14 protein-coding genes are annotated in these 16,235 nt (G+C 53.2%); 9 read left to right on the forward strand and 5 right to left on the reverse strand.

Annotated elements, in window-relative coordinates; genetic code table 11:
• The first annotated feature begins 48 nt into the window (after window positions 1-48).
• The 4 genes from HNV11_RS17045 to HNV11_RS17060 all read left to right on the forward strand — a co-directional run bounded on the left by HNV11_RS17045 (window position 49) and on the right by HNV11_RS17060 (window position 6,788).
• Window positions 49-690 (forward strand): 3-keto-disaccharide hydrolase, encoded by a 642-nt coding sequence (locus HNV11_RS17045; protein ID WP_171740806.1) that lies wholly within the window; start codon window positions 49-51, stop codon window positions 688-690.
• A gap of 133 nt (window positions 691-823) precedes the next feature.
• A complete protein-coding gene (locus HNV11_RS17050) occupies window positions 824-2,701 on the forward strand; it encodes a 3-keto-disaccharide hydrolase (protein WP_171740807.1) in 1,878 nt (625 codons plus the stop codon).
• 24 nt (window positions 2,702-2,725) lie between these two features.
• Window positions 2,726-4,891: a plastocyanin/azurin family copper-binding protein gene (locus HNV11_RS17055; protein ID WP_171740808.1), complete on the forward strand. Its 2,166-nt coding sequence runs from the start codon at window positions 2,726-2,728 to the stop codon at window positions 4,889-4,891.
• A gap of 115 nt (window positions 4,892-5,006) precedes the next feature.
• A complete protein-coding gene (locus HNV11_RS17060) occupies window positions 5,007-6,788 on the forward strand; it encodes a glycoside hydrolase family 9 protein (protein ID WP_171742219.1) in 1,782 nt (593 codons plus the stop codon).
• Window positions 6,789-6,893: 105 nt separating this feature from the next.
• Here HNV11_RS17060 and HNV11_RS17065 read toward each other — a convergent pair whose 3' ends face one another.
• Window positions 6,894-7,865, reverse strand: a complete 972-nt coding sequence (locus HNV11_RS17065; protein ID WP_171740809.1) for an SMP-30/gluconolactonase/LRE family protein — start codon at window positions 7,863-7,865, stop codon at window positions 6,894-6,896.
• Between the two features lie 176 nt (window positions 7,866-8,041).
• On the opposite strand from HNV11_RS17065, the gene HNV11_RS17070 reads away from it, so the two are divergent.
• The 3 genes from HNV11_RS17070 to HNV11_RS17080 all read left to right on the forward strand — a co-directional run bounded on the left by HNV11_RS17070 (window position 8,042) and on the right by HNV11_RS17080 (window position 10,348).
• On the forward strand, window positions 8,042-8,404 hold the full coding sequence (locus HNV11_RS17070) for a hypothetical protein (protein ID WP_171740810.1): 363 nt from the start codon (window positions 8,042-8,044) through the stop codon (window positions 8,402-8,404).
• 115 nt (window positions 8,405-8,519) lie between these two features.
• A complete protein-coding gene (gene queA / locus HNV11_RS17075; RefSeq protein WP_171740811.1) occupies window positions 8,520-9,563 on the forward strand; it encodes a tRNA preQ1(34) S-adenosylmethionine ribosyltransferase-isomerase QueA in 1,044 nt (347 codons plus the stop codon).
• A 68-nt stretch (window positions 9,564-9,631) separates the two neighbouring features.
• Window positions 9,632-10,348 (forward strand): 2-C-methyl-D-erythritol 4-phosphate cytidylyltransferase, encoded by a 717-nt coding sequence (locus HNV11_RS17080; protein ID WP_171740812.1) that lies wholly within the window; start codon window positions 9,632-9,634, stop codon window positions 10,346-10,348.
• A 13-nt stretch (window positions 10,349-10,361) separates the two neighbouring features.
• On the opposite strand, the gene HNV11_RS17085 is transcribed toward HNV11_RS17080, so the two are convergent.
• The 3 genes from HNV11_RS17085 to HNV11_RS17095 form a co-directional block, all read right to left on the reverse strand.
• On the reverse strand, window positions 10,362-10,736 hold the full coding sequence (locus tag HNV11_RS17085) for a DUF983 domain-containing protein (RefSeq protein WP_171740813.1): 375 nt from the start codon (window positions 10,734-10,736) through the stop codon (window positions 10,362-10,364).
• 126 nt (window positions 10,737-10,862) lie between these two features.
• Window positions 10,863-11,732: a helix-turn-helix domain-containing protein gene (locus HNV11_RS17090; protein ID WP_171740814.1), complete on the reverse strand. Its 870-nt coding sequence runs from the start codon at window positions 11,730-11,732 to the stop codon at window positions 10,863-10,865.
• A gap of 20 nt (window positions 11,733-11,752) precedes the next feature.
• Complete coding sequence (locus tag HNV11_RS17095) at window positions 11,753-13,222, reverse strand: pyridoxal phosphate-dependent decarboxylase family protein (protein WP_171740815.1); 1,470 nt, start codon at window positions 13,220-13,222, stop codon at window positions 11,753-11,755.
• A gap of 86 nt (window positions 13,223-13,308) precedes the next feature.
• Between HNV11_RS17095 and HNV11_RS17100 the strand changes: the two genes are divergently transcribed.
• Both HNV11_RS17100 and meaB read left to right on the forward strand, forming a co-directional pair.
• A complete protein-coding gene (locus HNV11_RS17100) occupies window positions 13,309-13,506 on the forward strand; it encodes a hypothetical protein (protein ID WP_171740816.1) in 198 nt (65 codons plus the stop codon).
• 16 nt (window positions 13,507-13,522) lie between these two features.
• Window positions 13,523-14,527, forward strand: coding sequence for a methylmalonyl Co-A mutase-associated GTPase MeaB (meaB, locus tag HNV11_RS17105; protein ID WP_171740817.1), 1,005 nt, complete (start codon window positions 13,523-13,525; stop codon window positions 14,525-14,527).
• Between the two features lie 60 nt (window positions 14,528-14,587).
• Here meaB and HNV11_RS17110 read toward each other — a convergent pair whose 3' ends face one another.
• Window positions 14,588-16,219 carry an ArnT family glycosyltransferase gene (locus HNV11_RS17110; RefSeq protein ID WP_240163511.1) on the reverse strand — a complete coding sequence of 544 codons (1,632 nt, stop codon included), beginning with the start codon at window positions 16,217-16,219 and terminating at the stop codon, window positions 14,588-14,590.
• Between the last annotated feature and the right edge of the window lie 16 nt (window positions 16,220-16,235).

Below are 16,235 nucleotides of genomic sequence, written 5' to 3' on the forward strand. Positions count from 1 at the left end.
TAAAAAACGGCGGTAAACTGCTCTTGATAGAAAGCAGTTTATATACCCATGCGCAAACCCTTATTGTTTCTGTCAGCCGCCCTGCTGTTCGTTGCCGGGCTGGCCTTTACACCCGGTCGGCAAGCCAATGGCTGGGTCAGCATCTTCGATGGCAAGACGTTTAACGGCTGGAAAGTAACCGAAGAAAGCCCAAGCACATTCACAATTGAAGATGGCGCGATTGTAGTCGCCGGACCACGGGCACATCTGTTCTACGAAGGACCGGTTGGCAACCACAATTTCAAAAATTTTGAGTGGAAAGCTCAGGTGAAAACCATGCCCGGCTCCAACTCCGGCATGTTCATTCACACGGAATATCAGCCTAAGGGATGGCCCAGCAAAGGCTATGAAATTCAGGTCAACCAGTCCCATACCGACTGGCGTAAAACTGGCAGCGTTTATGCCCTGCAGGACGTAAAGGAAGTGTTCGTGAAAGACAATGAGTGGTATACGGAACACATCATTGTCAATGGCAAAAACGTGATCATCAAAGTAAACGACAAAGTCATTAACAACTACACCGAGCCCGACAGCATCAGCAATGGCGCTGCCCGCAAAAAACTCAGCAGCGGCACCCTGGCCCTGCAGGGTCACGATCCCAAGAGCAAAGTGTATTTCAAAGACATTATGGTTAAGGTGCTGCCGGATTAATTGGCCTTAATCATCCTTTTGTCGTAAAACATATCGTAAATTTACAGTTGCCTGTCAGCAAGCTTATCTTGTTTGCCGACAGGCAACTTAATTTTAACCGCTCTACGCGTTCTTACTATTTCTCTCAATTTTCATGCACCGCTATTTTAGTTGTTTTCTTCTGGGTCTTTGTCTGCCTATGCTTACCGCAGCAGCGCAACCCAATGAGCTACCATCTACAGCGATTAATCTCCAGAACATGAATGACTTCCGGCCAACCGGTAGCAACTGGAAGATTGTCGGCGACGTGTTTTATGACTTTAACAAAACCGGAAAAGGAAGCACAAAAGCCGGAACCGGTATTCTAGTGAATGACCCCTCCGGCAAAAGTAAAGACCAGCTTTTCACCAAAATGGAACACGGCGACATTGAACTGGAGCTGGATTTCATGATGGACAAAGGGTCGAATTCGGGGATTTACCTGCAGGGGCGCTATGAACTTCAACTCCTGGATAGCTGGGGCGTAAAAACGCCGGGCGCTCATGATTGCGGAGCCATTTATGAACGCTGGGACGAGAGCCGTCCGGAAGGTCAGAAAGGCTATCAGGGGCACCCGCCCACCCAGAACGTCAGCAAGGCACCGGGTCTGTGGCAGCACTACAAAATTGTGTTCCGGGCCCCCCGGTTCAACGAAAAAGGCGAGAAAATTGCTAACGCCCGCTTTTTGAAGGTCATTCAGAACGGCGTAACCATCCACGAAAACATTGAAGTGACCGGCCCAACCCGTGGCCCCGCCCTCCCGGATGAAAAACCGACGGGACCGCTCGTGATTCAGGGCGATCATGGCCCGGTTGCTTTCCGGAATATTCGCTATAAAGCCTACGGGATTGAACCCGTTACGCTAACCAATCTCAAGCTGAACGCCTACGAAGGTAAGTTTGCCTCGGTCGCCGACTTCAACGCACTGACTCCCAAACGGGAAATGGACATCAGCGTGCTAGCGCATCAGGCTCCCGGTAGCCGGGACAAATTCGGCGGCCGGATTACGGGTACGATTCACATCCCCCGTTCGGGCCAGTACCTGCTTAATCTGAACCTGCGCTGGATTCCAGCCGAAACAAATCCCGCCAATCCCAACGGAGCCGGCGAACTGAGTATCGCCAACAAACCCATCCTAAGCATTAGTGGCAAAGACGGCGGTATGGCCTCAGCGCTGGTCAATCTGGAAGCCGGCGACCACCCCATTACGCTGGCTTATTATAAAAACTTTGGACTCTGGTACGCCCGCAGCAACGACATTCTGCTTGGGATTGAAGGGCCGGGCGTTCAGTACACAACCCTCAACCAGGTTATCCGAGCCGAAGACCCGGTTGGGGAAATCTCGGTTATGGCCCGCAATGAACCCGTCATGCAGCGTGGCTTCATCAACCACCACGGCGTTAAGCATACGCATACCATCTCGGTAGGCGAACCGGATCTGGTGAATTACACGGTTGATCTTCAAAAAGGCGAGTTCCTGCAAATCTGGCGGGGCGATTTCCTGGAAACGACGCCGATGTGGTACGGACGGGGCGAAACCCAGCTGGGTGTTCCAATGGGCAGCGTGATTGAGCTTTCGGGCAAGCCCTCGCTGGCGCTCCTCGCCGATCAGAACGCAGCCTGGCCGGATTCCAATGTTACGTATAACAACCTGGGCTATGATATTGATAAAGCGGGCCGGCCGGTATTCAAATACAAGCTGGGCGCGGTCAATGTGCAGGAATCCCTTGCTTCGACCGACGACGGCCGGAAACTGTCACACACGTTCACGGTAACCGGCGATCAGCCGCTTTGGTGCCGGGTAGCCGAAGGGCGTGACATCACCGAACTGCCGAATGGCCTCTACGCCATCAACGACAAGCAGTATTTTATTGAGTTGCCAGATAAACAGAAACCGGTTATCCGCAGCACGGCTCAGAACACCAAAGAACTGTTGCTGCCCGTTAAAGCCACGAATAACAGCGGTACCGTAACGTATTCGATTGTCTGGTAAAGCCCACTCCTGAAAAATCTGATTATGAAAGCATACCAACATAGTTTGAAAAATCTGGCGAAAGCGGGCTTGCTAACGGCCGGCTTCACCTGCCTGGTTTCGTTGACCGTCCAGGCTCAGATTCAATCCAAGACGGGTCAGCCGGTTAGTTCGAGTAGCAAGCAGCCGGCTCCGACGCCCAAAGGGCTCGCGAAAGTTGAAGCCGATCCTGAAAAAGAAGACGACTTTTATAAGCTGATCTCACTGCCGGTGCCGGAAGACATCATTCTGGAAGTCGGTGGCATGACAACCCTACCGGATGGCAGTCTGGCCGTTTGTACGCGCCGGGGCGAAGTCTGGACCGTGTCCAACCCGTATATCAGCGGCTCGGAGCGACCAACGTATAAGCGGTTTGCCTATGGGCTGCACGAGCCGCTGGGTCTGGCGTATAAAGACGGGGATATTTACGTAACCCAGCGCAGTGAAGTTACCCGTCTGCGCGATAAGGATGGCGACGGCCGCGCCGATTCCTACGACAAAGTTTATTCGTGGCCGCTGTCAGGCAACTACCACGAGTACTCCTACGGGCCTACGTTTCTGCCAAACGGTAACATGCTCGTTACGCTGAACGTAGGGTGGAGCAATAGTCTGGGGCATGGCGTTAGTCTGGTTCCCTGGCGCGGCTGGACGCTGGAGATTACGCCCGACGGCAAGATGATGCCGTTTGCGGCTGGTATGCGCTCACCGGCGGGCTACGGTATGAACGCTGCCGGCGATTTCTTTTACACCGAAAACCAGGGCGACTGGGTAGGCTCGGGCCGTATCTCGCAGGTCGAAAAAGGCGATTTCCTGGGTAATGCCGAAAGCTTGCGGTGGACGGGCCTGCCAGGTTCGCCCCTGACCTTGAAGCAGCAGGAAGTTCCTAATACCGGCGAGCCGCTGTATGACGTAGCCAAGCGGGTTCCGGCCCTGAAAGCTCCCGCCGTCTGGCTTCCCCACGGGATTCTGGGCATATCGACATCGGGTTTACTGCTCGACAACACAAAAGGTAAATTCGGACCCTTCGATAACCAGTTATTTGTGGGCGATCAGGGCCAAAGTATTCTTTCTCGGGTTGACTTCGAGAAGGTGAAAGGCGAATACCAGGGGGTTGTGTTCCCGTTCCGGGAAGGCTTCTCGTCGGGGGTATTACGTCTGGTCTGGGGGCACGATGCGTCGATGTTTGTGGGTATGACAAGCCGGGGCTGGTCGTCAACGGGTAAGGAACTGTTCAGTCTGCAGCGGGTGGTCTGGACGGGCAAAATGCCGTTTGAGATGAAAACCATCCACGCTATGCCAGATGGTTTTGAGATCGAATTTACCGAACCGGTCGATGCGGAACTGGCTGCCGATCCGGCTTCCTATAAAGTGACGGGCTTTAACTACAAGTATCACGCTACTTACGGCAGCCCGGTTATTAACCGCGCCGGTTGCCCCATTCAGGGAATTGTCGTCTCAAAAGATGGGTTGAAAGCCCGTTTGGTGGTGGACAGTCTGCGGCTGGGTTATATTCATGAAATCACGACGAACGGCGTTCGGTCGGCCAACGGTCGGGCGCTGCTCCACAACGTAGGGTATTACACCCTGAACAACTTGCCCGATGGCGAAAAGCTGAACATCGCCAGCATAGCGCCCGCGCACGATCACTCAGCAATGATGGCCTCGGCGGCTACGGGATCGGCGGCTAAGATGGTCAGCAAGCCCGCGCCTAAAACCGGAGCTGGGCGTTCAACGTCGGCGAAGTCAGGAGCTGCGACGATGACCAAGCGGGTGACGGAGATGCCCGCATCCTGGGGTGAGCCGGATTATACCATCAATATGGGCACCAAACCCGGTCTGAAGTTCGCACCGGAGCAGTTCCAGGTGAAAGCGGGCAGCAAGGTTCGGGTAGTGTTCAACAACGAAGATGATATGCTGCATAACTTCGTCGTTGTCATGCCCGGCTCGGCCATTCAGGTTGGCGAACTGGCCATGAAATTAGGCCTGGAAGGACAGGAGAAAAACTATATTCCGCAGACTGACAAAGTGCTGCACCACACGAATCTGCTCCAGCCAAATACGAACGAGTCTATTTACTTTATCGCCCCCGAAAAGCCCGGTGATTATACCTACGAGTGTTCGGTCCCCGGACATTTCTACGTCATGCAGGGCACGATGAAAGTCGTTAAGTAATTACTAATCAGCTTATAAACCGATGAAGGCTTTTACTCAGAAAGCCTTCATCGGTTTCGTTTATCCAGCTTTTCATATGCTTTCTTTCTTTTACCGTCTGCCCATCGGGTTCACCATGCTGTTGTCGTTTATAAGCGGCCTACGGGTGTCTGGTCAATCCTTGTCTGAAACCATCCGGCTCAATCAACTTGGGTACTACCCGAATGCGGATAAGATCGCCGTGGTAGTTGGTGATGCACAGGGGCCGTTTCAGCTCACCACCCCGGATGGAAAAAAAGTCGTTTTTACCGGCATTCTGAGTGCCCCCCGGCAGAACGGCATCTCCGGAAAAACGACACGCACCGCCGATTTTTCAGCCTTCACAAAAATAGGCAGCTACGTCGTTGTCATTCCGGGCGTCGGTCACTCCTACCCGTTCGACATTCGCCCGGACGTTCACCGTGCGCTAGCAATTGGAGCCATCAAAGGGTTTTACTACCAACGAACTGGTATCGATCTGCCCGCGAAATATGCCGGACAGTGGGCACGACCGGCGGGTCACCCCGACACGCGCGTGCTGATTCATCCGTCGGCGGCTTCGCCCGGTCGTCCGGCCGGAACGGTCATTTCCTCACCCCGGGGCTGGTATGATGCCGGCGATTATAACAAGTATATTGTCAACTCCGGCATTACGATGGGGACACTACTTTCGCTTTGCGAAGACTTCCCGGATTACGCGAACAAGTTAAACACCAACATTCCCGAAAGCGGCAACAAAATCCCCGACGTGCTCGACGAAGCACTCTGGAATCTGCGCTGGATGTTGACCATGCAGGACCCGGCCGATGGGGGAGTGTACCACAAGCTGACCAACCCCAGCTTCGACGGCATGATTATGCCCGACAAAGCGATTAAAGACCGTTACGTAATCGCCAAGAGTATTACCGCTACGCTCGACTTTGCGGCCGTGATGGCGCAGGCAAATCGCGTTCTGAAGCCGTATACCCGCGAACTCCCCGGCCTGGCCGACTCCTGTTTGTCGGCGGCCGTCAAAGCCTGGACCTGGGCGAAAGCAAACCCGACGATGGCCTATAGCCAGCAGGCTATGAACACCCGCTTCGATCCGGACGTAACGACCGGCGGCTACGAAGATCGCGACGCCAGCGATGAGTGGCTATGGGCCGCTGCCGAGTTATACGTAACTACGAAGGACGACGCTTATTACAAGGCCGTTAACTTCTTCCCGGACAGTCGGACGCCCCTTCCCTCCTGGCCGCAGGTCCGGTCGCTCGCTTACTACACGCTGGCACGTTCGGGCAACAACCTGACGGCCGTTGGCAAAAATGATCTGCCGAAGGTAAAACAGCACCTGACCAGCCTGGCCGATTCGCTGATTGCCGGAGCTAATCAACAGGCGTTTCAGACCGTAATGGGCAAGTCGGCAAAGGATTTTATCTGGGGAAGCAGCGCCGAAGCCGCCAATCAGGGCATTGCGCTTATTCAGGCGTATCGGCTGACGGATTCTCCGAACCGCAATCAATATCTCCGCTACGCGCTGAGCAACCTCGATTATCTGCTGGGCCGTAATGCCGTTGGCTATTCGTTCGTGACGGGCTTTGGCGACAAAACACCTATGCATCCGCACCACCGTCCATCCATTGCCGATGGTATTGAGGCTCCGGTACCGGGACTACTCTCCGGCGGAACCAACGCCAATGCCGCCCGGCAGGACAAATGTCCGGGCTACATGACCACTGTTGCTGATGAGGTGTATCTGGATGCCGACTGTTCCTACGCGTCCAATGAAATCGCTATTAACTGGAACGCCCCGCTCGTTTATCTGACCGCTGCGCTGGAAGCCCTGCAGAAAAACCTGAACGTTACGTCGGTCCAAACCAGTACAAATTCAGTTCGATAAACCTTCGGGAGCTTGTACTACCAGAATCGGCCCCGTTTATCAAAAAAGCTCTGATAAACGGGGCCGATTCTGGTAGAAAACGTTCAGTGTTATAACCTGTGCGCGTTACCGGAAGCGCTGAATGCTGTAATCCCGCGACTGCAGCAGAGCGGTGTTTCCCATGGCCGCACTGATTTCTCTAATTCGGGCATTGAGCGTATAAATCTGATTGTTCACGGCGACGTTAGTGGTTGCCTGGAAGTACCCGTTTTCATCGGTCTTCACTACCGAAGCCGTTTGCCAATTGTCGGCACTCCGTACCTGCGCCACGCGGCTGCCCTGACCCGTCACCACGTAAAGATCATTGTTGAGCAGCGTCAGCCCATCACCGGGCAGACTGGCAATGCCGCCGACTTCCGAGATTGCGTTTCCGTTTTTCAGATCCACCTTATACAGTTTGCCCGCTCCTGTCTGCGCAACAATCAGATAACCGTTGGGGTGATACACAATCCCGTTCAGGCCAAACGTAGCGCTCGCAAAACGGGGATCATTCACCAGAATACTGGCTTGTCCATCGGGCATAATTTTGTAGATAACCGGCGAAAACGAGTCCGTAACGTAAATGGTCCCATCCGGCGACAGAGCGAGGTCATTGGCAAAATGACGGGCATCGGGCAGCAGGTTGTCCATTTCTACCCGACGTTCCAACTGACGCGTATTCAGGTTAAACACCAGCAGTTCAGCCGTTTTAAACGCCGTTTGTGGCGTACTCTTAACCGAAACGCCCTGATCACCCACGCAGACAAAAAGCCGCTCGCCGGCTACTTTCACGCCGATGCCGCTAATCAGCTCGGGCGCACTCAGCAGATCGGCATACCGGCCGTCGGTATCGACCGTTCCAATCTTGCCCTGTGTGATAGACGTAATGACGAACTTTCCTAATAGCGATGAGTAGGCGATCCCCTCGGGATACTGCCGCTCGGCTACAAAGTTAATGCGCTCGGGGAAGGGCGCGTTCGGGCTATTGCGGTGGTCTTCACAGGCAGTTAGCCAGCAGGCTATCAGGACCAATGCGCTTAGAGCCAATGAGTTTTTCATTCGTAACCAGTTGAGTTTAATATAGCTTATATCCGGGACGCTTGTCCGGATAGAGAACGTAATAGGTCTGTGAACGGCTTTGTTTAAAATTTTACAGGCGGGTCCGCTTTAGGCTGGAAAACTATTTTTGACGGGCTGAGTTTCTATGCTACAACCTTGTTTACCCGTACGACGTCATGAAACATTTCACCACCCTAACCGAAGCCATGGAAGACCTTCGGGGACGCGGCTACACGCATGAATTTGGCCCGCAGAATGATGCGCTGGTCGAAAAATCAACGGACACGAAACTCAAAAGTGAAGACTTTAACGTCGATGAGTTTCATCGCTTTGAGGGCACTTCCGACCCCGGCGACGAAATGACGTTGTATGCTATTACGGCCTCTAATGGCATGAAAGGCGTGTTTGTATCCGCTCAGGGAACTTATGCAAACGAAGTGTCACCCGAGCTGATGGCTAAGTTTCACGTTGCTGACCGTGCCCAGGTCAATACTGATGGCGCGGTGAAGCCACTTGATTCCCTGCCAACTGGCCAATAACTCATTTCTTTCATATTTGCAAGAATTAAACCCGGAACATGTCAAATTTTCCGGGTTTTTAACTATATTTGCGGCCTTTACAAAATCGCGACGTTCTTTTTCGTGCTGATAAGCTATGAAGTTATCCGAATTCAAATTTGATTTACCCGAAAGTCTCATCGCTAAATACCCAGTCGAGCGGGGTGAATCGCGGTTAATGGTCGTCGACCGGAAAACCAAATCCATTGAACACAAGAGGTTTTCGGATATACTGAGCTACTTCGACGATGGCGATGTAATGGTCATCAACAACACGAAAGTGTTTCCAGCCCGGCTTTACGGTAATAAAGAAAAAACGGGTGCCAAAATTGAAGTTTTCCTGCTGCGCGAACTGAATCGCGAAATGAAACTGTGGGACGTACTGGTTGACCCCGCCCGTAAAATTCGGGTTGGTAACAAGTTGTATTTCGGCGACAGCGATCTGGTAGCCGAAGTAATTGATAATACTACCTCCCGCGGCCGGACGATCCGCTTTCTCTTCGATGGCAACCACGAAGAGTTTATGAAGGCAGTTGATGAACTGGGCGAAACACCCCTGCCCCGTGAAATTCAGCGCGAAGCCGAAACGGCCGACCGGGATCTGTATCAGACCGTTTTTGCCGAGCACGTTGGCGCGGTAGCTGCTCCTACGGCAGGCCTGCATTTTACCCGCGCTATGATGAAGCGCATGGAAATTAAAGGCGTTCACTTCGCGCCCATTACCCTCCATGTTGGTCTGGGTACCTTCCGGCAGGTAGACGTCGAAGACCTCACCAAGCACAAGACGGATTCCGAAAATTACAAGATTACCGAAGACGCTGCGCAGATTGTCAATACGGCTCTGGATGCTGGCAAGCGCGTTTGCGCCGTTGGCACGACCTCGCTCAAAGCGATTGAATCGTCGGTATCGGCCAACAGCCGGCTTAAGCCGGTAGAAGGCTGGACGGATAAGTTCATCTTCCCGCCCTACGATTTCAAGATAGCCAACTCACTGCTGACGAGTCTGCACCTGCCCGAATCGATCCTGATCATGATGACGAGCGCATTCGGCGGGCATGAGCTGATTAAAGAAGCTTATCAGACAGCCATCAAGGAAAAATATCGCTTCTTCAGTTATGGCGACGCGATGCTGATTCTGTAACGACGTGGCTTCGGCCTTCCTGATTTTATCGTTTGATTGTTTGTCGGTTTGATTGTTTGTTTGCGGTTATGGATGAATTAGCCAACGCGACAACCAGTCAAACCGACAAACGTTTTGCCATTATTGTAGCCGGGGGCAGCGGCAGTCGGATGAAGTCTGACGTACCCAAACAGTTTCTGCTACTCCGAGGAAAACCTATTCTTCAGCATACGCTCGAACAGTTTCTGGCCGTTACGCCCGCCCTTCAGATTATTCTGGTGCTGCCCGCCCGCGACCTGCAAACCTGGTCAGCACTGTGCGAGGGGCATAATTTTCACCAGCCATCCATCCAGACTGTCAACGGCGGAGCTACGCGCTTTCAATCGGTGCGGAACGGTCTGAACGCCATTCTGGCGCTTGATAACGAAGCGGTCGGCACGCCTGATCAGCCCGGCCTGGTGGCGGTTCACGATGGTGTCCGACCCTTTATTTCAGCCGAAATTATCCAGAACAGTTATGAAACGGCCGCTCGTGTGGGTTCGGCCGTAACCTGTGTGCCGGTGAAGGATTCGGTACGGGTCGTTGGCCCTAATGGCGTGAGTCAGGCCGTTGACCGAAGCCAATACCGCCTGGTGCAGACGCCCCAGACGTTTCGCCTGGATTGGTTTCATCAGGCGTTTCAGGTCGAGGAACAATCTTTTTTCACCGACTGCGCCAGTGTGCTGGAGCATGCAGGTTTTCCCATCACGCTTATTGAAGGGTCCTACGAGAATATCAAAATAACTACCCCCGAGGACCTGGCCTGAACCACTGAAGGATTTAGATGCGTTGCTGTGGCAGGGGCTTAATAAATATTGTCAGCCACGTCCGGCGCGCCATCCTGAAGAAAAACGGCGTCAGGAGCACCAGCGTAGGAATGAGGCCCATGAGATAGTAGTCCAGATCAACGCCCAGCCATACAACCACAATCCCGAACGTAATGAGCGTATAGATGGTGTAGAAGGCATAGCTCACGAACATGGAAGCCCAGTAAAAACCCGGTTCGGGCATAAAGTTTTCATCACAATGCGGGCAGTGTTCATGCATCCGGTCGAAATGCCGGCTAAACGCACTGTTTTTAACAAAGAAATCGCCCTGATGACAACGGGGGCATTTATTGAACAAAACGCTGTATAATCGACTATTGGCTAACATATCTCCAAAACAGTTTTGTAACGAATGGATTTACTTAATTCCTGATGAATAAGTCAAATCCACGTAACAAAGGTACTTATAGCCATCTTGTCGTAGAAAGACAAAACAGGCGACCTATGGCACAAATCAACGATTGAGTAGCAAGCCTTGCCGAAATTCGGCGGGGGTTTGCCGGGTGTTTTTCTTAAAGAATCGGACAAAGTAGGAAGGGTCATCGAAACCTAGTTGAAAGCCAATTTCTTTGACCGACTGCGCGGTATGGGTCAATAATCGCTGCGCTTCAATAATGACCCGTTCGTGCCACAACTGACTCGCCGTTTTGCCAAGAACTTTCTTACAGACATGGTTCAGGTAATTTGGTGTCAGATTCATCTGGTCGGCATAGGCGCTTACCTCGCGAACCGTTAGAAACTGCTGCTCCAGCAAATCTTCGTATTGGCGAATACGGTCATATAGCTGCGGTTCAGTACCTGATCGCTGCTGGTTATACAGCCGGTTGGCTATTTCCAGCATGAGATGAACAAACGACAGAAACACCTCGGCCCGGTTTGGCTGTGAATGTTCATATTCAGCATAGGCATACCGAAACAAGTCATGAAATAGCTCGTGCTGATCGGTAACTTCCAGCAGGGGCTGATGCTGATGGGAGTGAAAAAACGGATACTGGTGCAACCGCCCGGCAAACCGACTGCGAAAGAAATTCGCGTCGAAAAACAGATTGAACCCCTGAATGTCGGTTGATAAGTGCCAGCTATGAACCTGTCCCGGTGTCAGAAAATATAGTTGCTGAGCCGCTATGTCGTACGTCCGGAAGTCGATTGTATGCGTACCACTGCCCTGATAGATCCACATCAGCAGGTAGAACGTATGCGAATGAGGCTTGTCAATCCCTTTGAATTCCTGTACCAGCTTTTCCAGCTTAGTCATGTAAAAGAGCGCATTCGGCTCATGCCGTGGAAATGACTGGAGTTTATAAACAGGAACCGGCGAAGCCATAGATTTCAGTTTGTTAGCCGTTAAGCTGAATACGTTGCACTATCCGAATTAGAGAGATTGGTCAAATCAGCGCCTATCCGTTCGATTTCATTCACCAATGCCGTTAGGTGTTCGGTCGTCGTAAGCGGGTTCATCAGCGATACGCGCAGATACACCTGCCCGCGCAGGCTGGTCTGCACAATGAAAAACTGACCGTCTTTCAGAAGTTGCCTGCGAATCTGCGTATTAATTGCGTCGAGTTGATTGGACTGACTACCGTCGCCTATATACCGGAAACAGACGATGTTGCTCTCGGGCGCAACAGCCAGCGTAAAACTAGGTCGACTGCTAACGGCCTGAGCAAACCAACGCGCCAGATCATAAAGCGTTTCTACGTTCTCCGTGAAAATCGCTTCGCCGTAGGTTCGTAGCACGGTATAGACCTTTGCGCTCATCATTAGTTTGGTGCATTCAAACGCCCGCTTGCCGGAGTTGAACCAGTCTTTCGCGTCGGCATCGGCCCAAAGGTACTGCGCCTTCTGCTGGAACGTTCGGAACGAATCGGCATCGCGTCGATACAGCACGGCCGTCACCAGGGCCGGAACCATCATCATTTTGTGAAAATCCACCACAACTGAATCGGCCCGTTCAATGCCCTGTACGAGTGGTCGGTAGGTATCCGACAAAACCGCAGCGCCCCCGTGCGCACCATCAGCATGGAACCACAGCTTATGTTGTTCGCAAAAATCAGCAATGGCAGACAGGTCGTCGTAGGAGCCAGTTGACGTTGAGCAGGCACTGCCAACAACCGCAAATACCGTCAGGCCCTGCGTTTTAGCCCGTTCCAGATAGGTCTCAAGCAGGTCAGTCTGCATCTGGAACCGCTCGTTGGTGGGAATTTTGATAATGCCATCGGTACCGAGTCCCATAATCCGGGCGGCCCGGTCTACGCAGTAATGCGCTTCCTCCGAAACCAGGATGGCCAGACGGTCCGTTGTTCCATGTTCCCATACGTCCGTCGGGGCAAATATAGCCCGCGCCGTCAGGAGCGCTGTCAGGTTCGCCAATGTACCACCCGACGTCAGCAATCCGCCCGCGTCGGACCCCAGACCGAGCTTAGTCGCTAGCCATTGCGTTACGATCCGTTCAAGCGCGTTGGCCGTCATTCCCATTTCATACACGGCCATACCCTGATTAAGCAGACCTGTCAGCAAACCCGTCAGAGCGGTCAGGGGCAGCGGGGGCGCAACCTGGTGGCCCATGAACCGGGGGTTATGCAGATGAATCGAGCGCTGAATCATATCGGTCAGCAACGGCAGCGGATCAGCGTTGACAGGTTTCTCGAAATCCGTCTGCCAATAGGCCAGTTGCTCGTCGGGTTCAGTGTAGTCTAGAACGGGGTTCGTGCCAGACTGGGCTCGTTCCAGATGATCGGCCAACAGGTCAACTAAGGCATGGGCCTGTTGCCGGAATGCCGCAGGTGAATAGGCGGCTGTCAGAGGAGTATTCATGGCGCTACGATTGTCCAACAAAGCAATGGCTTAAATTTGATACCAGGAAATACTTCTTTTGGCAAACAAATACTCGAACGGCCAAAATGGATTCATTGCTGCCCTTAGTTGTCGGATTCAACAACTGGAGCATTAAGTTAATGAGTTACGTAAACCTCAGCACGTCGCGGACATCCCGGCCTAAAAAACCATCAGAACTGACGAATGGCCGTAAAAACTGGGATGCAGATGCGGTGGTTGTTGAAACGTACGACCGTATTAGCACCGTTTTTTGCCCGAATTGACCGTATTTTGTGAACCATGCGCCACCGATTTCCGCCCGACCATTACGCCAACGGTATTCTGACTGGCGACCGACTTACGTTGAGCAGGGCCATTACCCTCGTTGAAAGCACACGGGCCGACGATCAGCAGCTCGCGCAGCAGGTGCTGGAACAGGTGCTGCCGAAAACCGGAAAAAGTATTCGGATTGGTATTACGGGCGTACCGGGCGTGGGCAAAAGCACCTTCATTGAAGCCTTTGGCACTTACCTGACAGGACTGGGACATCAGTTGGCGGTGCTGGCCGTCGATCCCACCAGCCAGCGTTCGGGCGGCAGCCTGCTGGGCGACAAAACCCGTATGGAAACGCTCTCTATGAACCTAAACGCTTATATCCGTCCGTCACCGGCGGGCGATTCGCTGGGGGGCGTAGGGCACCGCACGCGCGAGACCATGCTGCTCTGCGAGGCCGCCGGTTTCGACGTAATCTTGATTGAAACGGTAGGCGTAGGTCAGTCCGAAACGGTCGTTCACGGGATGGTCGATTTCTTCCTGCTGCTGATGCTGGCCGGGGCCGGCGATGAGTTACAGGGTATGAAACGCGGCATTATGGAACTGGCCGACGCCTTACTAATTACGAAAGCTGACGGCGACAATCGGGCAGCCGCCAGCCGCGCGCGTGTCGAGTATCAGAATGCGCTGCACTTGTTTCCGCCAACGGGCAGTGGCTGGTTTCCGCCCGTGCTGACCGGGTCGGCGCTGACCGGTGAGGGTGTAGCCGACCTGTGGCAAATCCTTCAGCAGCATCAGCAGCTAACTATGCAGAATGGCCATCGTCTACAGCGACGGCAGGAGCAGCAATTGACCTGGTTTCGATCTCTGCTGCGGCAACGGCTGGAAGGGCAATTCTATAATCAGCCGGGAATGCGTGAGCGGCTTACCATCCTGGAAGCGCAGGTCCGGGCCGGAACGCTATTGCCGGGCCCTGCCGTCCAAACGCTGCTAGCAACATCGCCTGCGACAGACAGAAGCCAGTTTGAATGAACTGGGTTAAGCAACTCGTTATCCGACCGATTAACGGGTAAGTCTTTTGAAAATTACCGATTAGGGAAAGCGAACCAGGGATGCAGGATGCCGGTCGAACAGGCGAAGCGTATCAATCACAACGTATCGTTGCCCAGCCAGATCCAGGGAGTCGGCGATATAATAGGCATCCGGCCTCTTCTGATCTGTTTTACGTAAAATCTCGTTGCGCAGAGCGGCAATATGAAAGGAGTTGACATCCGTTGCGCCTGTACTGCCAACTGTCTGCCGATATGCATACAGCGGTTTCCCCAGTGATCGACGGGCTATGCGTTCGGATTCGGCTTTGTAGTATTCGCGCGATGCCAATCGACCGGGCAACACCAGCAGGTTCATGCCAATACGCACCGATACCATCACCAGCAACATTCGTCCGAGCCGGTTGTCTACTGCCCGCCACAGCCAGTACGTATTGAAGCTGAGCAACGTAAAGGTTAACGCGGTTTTCCAGACGAGGCCGGTAATTGGACGCGTCTGAGGAAGCCATAGCGCCACCCAACACCCTACCGTTACAATCAGAGCCATGCCCAGCCAGATCTGCTCTACCCACCAACGCGCACGATCATTTTTATTCGTCTGCTCGTAATACAGATAAGCCAGCAACGTAAACAGGGGCGCTAATAACCCAATCAGGTAACGGGCATAGACCTGCGGAGACGACCAGTAGATCAGCACATTCACAATAAATACAAGCGCATTGAACGCTACAAATGGTTCGGCGCGTAGCGTTCTGACTAATCCCTTCCGAAAAAGCAGAACCAGCAATAGCGTGTACGGGGCGAAATGGTAGAGGAACTCAAACGGAAACGTCAGCAGGTGCAGCAGCGTCTCAACGATGCCGAATTTGACGACTGTGCGTTTTGCGCTTTCATCGAACAGCACAGCCGCAACGTCGGTAAATGGAATATGATTGCGGGTGAAGTAAGCCACGTAATAACTGCCCGTAAGGAGCAGAAACAAACCTATTCCCGCAAAATGGGCTGGGTGTCCTAACCGCCGGAACTGGCGTGTATAAAGAAACCAACTGGTCAGCGTCAAACCCTGAAACACTACCGACGGCAGGCCCTTCATCAGAAACCCAAGCGCGGTCAGGCAATACGTAGTCAGGAAAAGCGCCCAGTAATTCCGGCGCCGGTCGAAGTGAAAGACCAGCATCATGGCCGAATACGTTAGCCAGGAAAACGTAATGTCAATCAGCCCGAGCAACGTATCATACAGCAGAACCCGACCATTGGTGAGCACCATCATAGCCGCCACGAACGCCACCAGAAATGCCCGTTCACGCGGCACCGGCATATAACGCCGAACTACCCCAAAGATGGTCAGCCCAAACAGCAGCAGCGAAATCGCCATCGGAAACCGCAACGCAAACGAGGAGTAATTGCCAAACAGCCGGTACGATGCTATAATGATCCAGTTATAGAGCGGAGGTTTGTTAAAATAACGCTCACCGTTTAGCGTTGGGGTAACGTAATCGCCCGACAACATCATCTCGAGCGCTACCAGGGCCCGGCGAGGTTCGTCGGAGCGGGTATCCAGCGGTAAATAGCCAAGGTGCGAGAACAAAGCAATTAAGAGCAGGGCCGTCGTCAGAGCGGGCCAGCCGGTCAAGGAGCGTGCCCATTGGCGATGCGCGACAAAGGAAAAAGACACGGATACCGGTTGTTTA

Origin of the sequence: Spirosoma taeanense (genome assembly GCF_013127955.1) — a bacterium.
In the GTDB taxonomy this organism is placed as follows: Bacteria; Bacteroidota; Bacteroidia; order Cytophagales; family Spirosomataceae; genus Spirosoma; species Spirosoma taeanense.

Bases quoted from the DNA above. Each gene is read 5' to 3' on its own strand.
- HNV11_RS17045 (WP_171740806.1), top strand. From the start codon at position 49: ATGCGCAAACCCTTATTGTTTCTGTCAGCCGCCCTGCTGTTCGTTGCC.
- HNV11_RS17050 (WP_171740807.1), top strand. From the start codon at position 824: ATGCACCGCTATTTTAGTTGTTTTCTTCTGGGTCTTTGTCTGCCTATG.
- HNV11_RS17055 (WP_171740808.1), top strand. From the start codon at position 2,726: ATGAAAGCATACCAACATAGTTTGAAAAATCTGGCGAAAGCGGGCTTG.
- HNV11_RS17060 (WP_171742219.1), top strand. From the start codon at position 5,007: ATGCTGTTGTCGTTTATAAGCGGCCTACGGGTGTCTGGTCAATCCTTG.
- HNV11_RS17065 (WP_171740809.1), bottom strand. From the start codon at position 7,865: ATGAAAAACTCATTGGCTCTAAGCGCATTGGTCCTGATAGCCTGCTGG.
- HNV11_RS17070 (WP_171740810.1), top strand. From the start codon at position 8,042: ATGAAACATTTCACCACCCTAACCGAAGCCATGGAAGACCTTCGGGGA.
- queA (WP_171740811.1), top strand. From the start codon at position 8,520: ATGAAGTTATCCGAATTCAAATTTGATTTACCCGAAAGTCTCATCGCT.
- HNV11_RS17080 (WP_171740812.1), top strand. From the start codon at position 9,632: ATGGATGAATTAGCCAACGCGACAACCAGTCAAACCGACAAACGTTTT.
- HNV11_RS17085 (WP_171740813.1), bottom strand. From the start codon at position 10,736: ATGTTAGCCAATAGTCGATTATACAGCGTTTTGTTCAATAAATGCCCC.
- HNV11_RS17090 (WP_171740814.1), bottom strand. From the start codon at position 11,732: ATGGCTTCGCCGGTTCCTGTTTATAAACTCCAGTCATTTCCACGGCAT.
- HNV11_RS17095 (WP_171740815.1), bottom strand. From the start codon at position 13,222: ATGAATACTCCTCTGACAGCCGCCTATTCACCTGCGGCATTCCGGCAA.
- HNV11_RS17100 (WP_171740816.1), top strand. From the start codon at position 13,309: ATGGATTCATTGCTGCCCTTAGTTGTCGGATTCAACAACTGGAGCATT.
- meaB (WP_171740817.1), top strand. From the start codon at position 13,523: ATGCGCCACCGATTTCCGCCCGACCATTACGCCAACGGTATTCTGACT.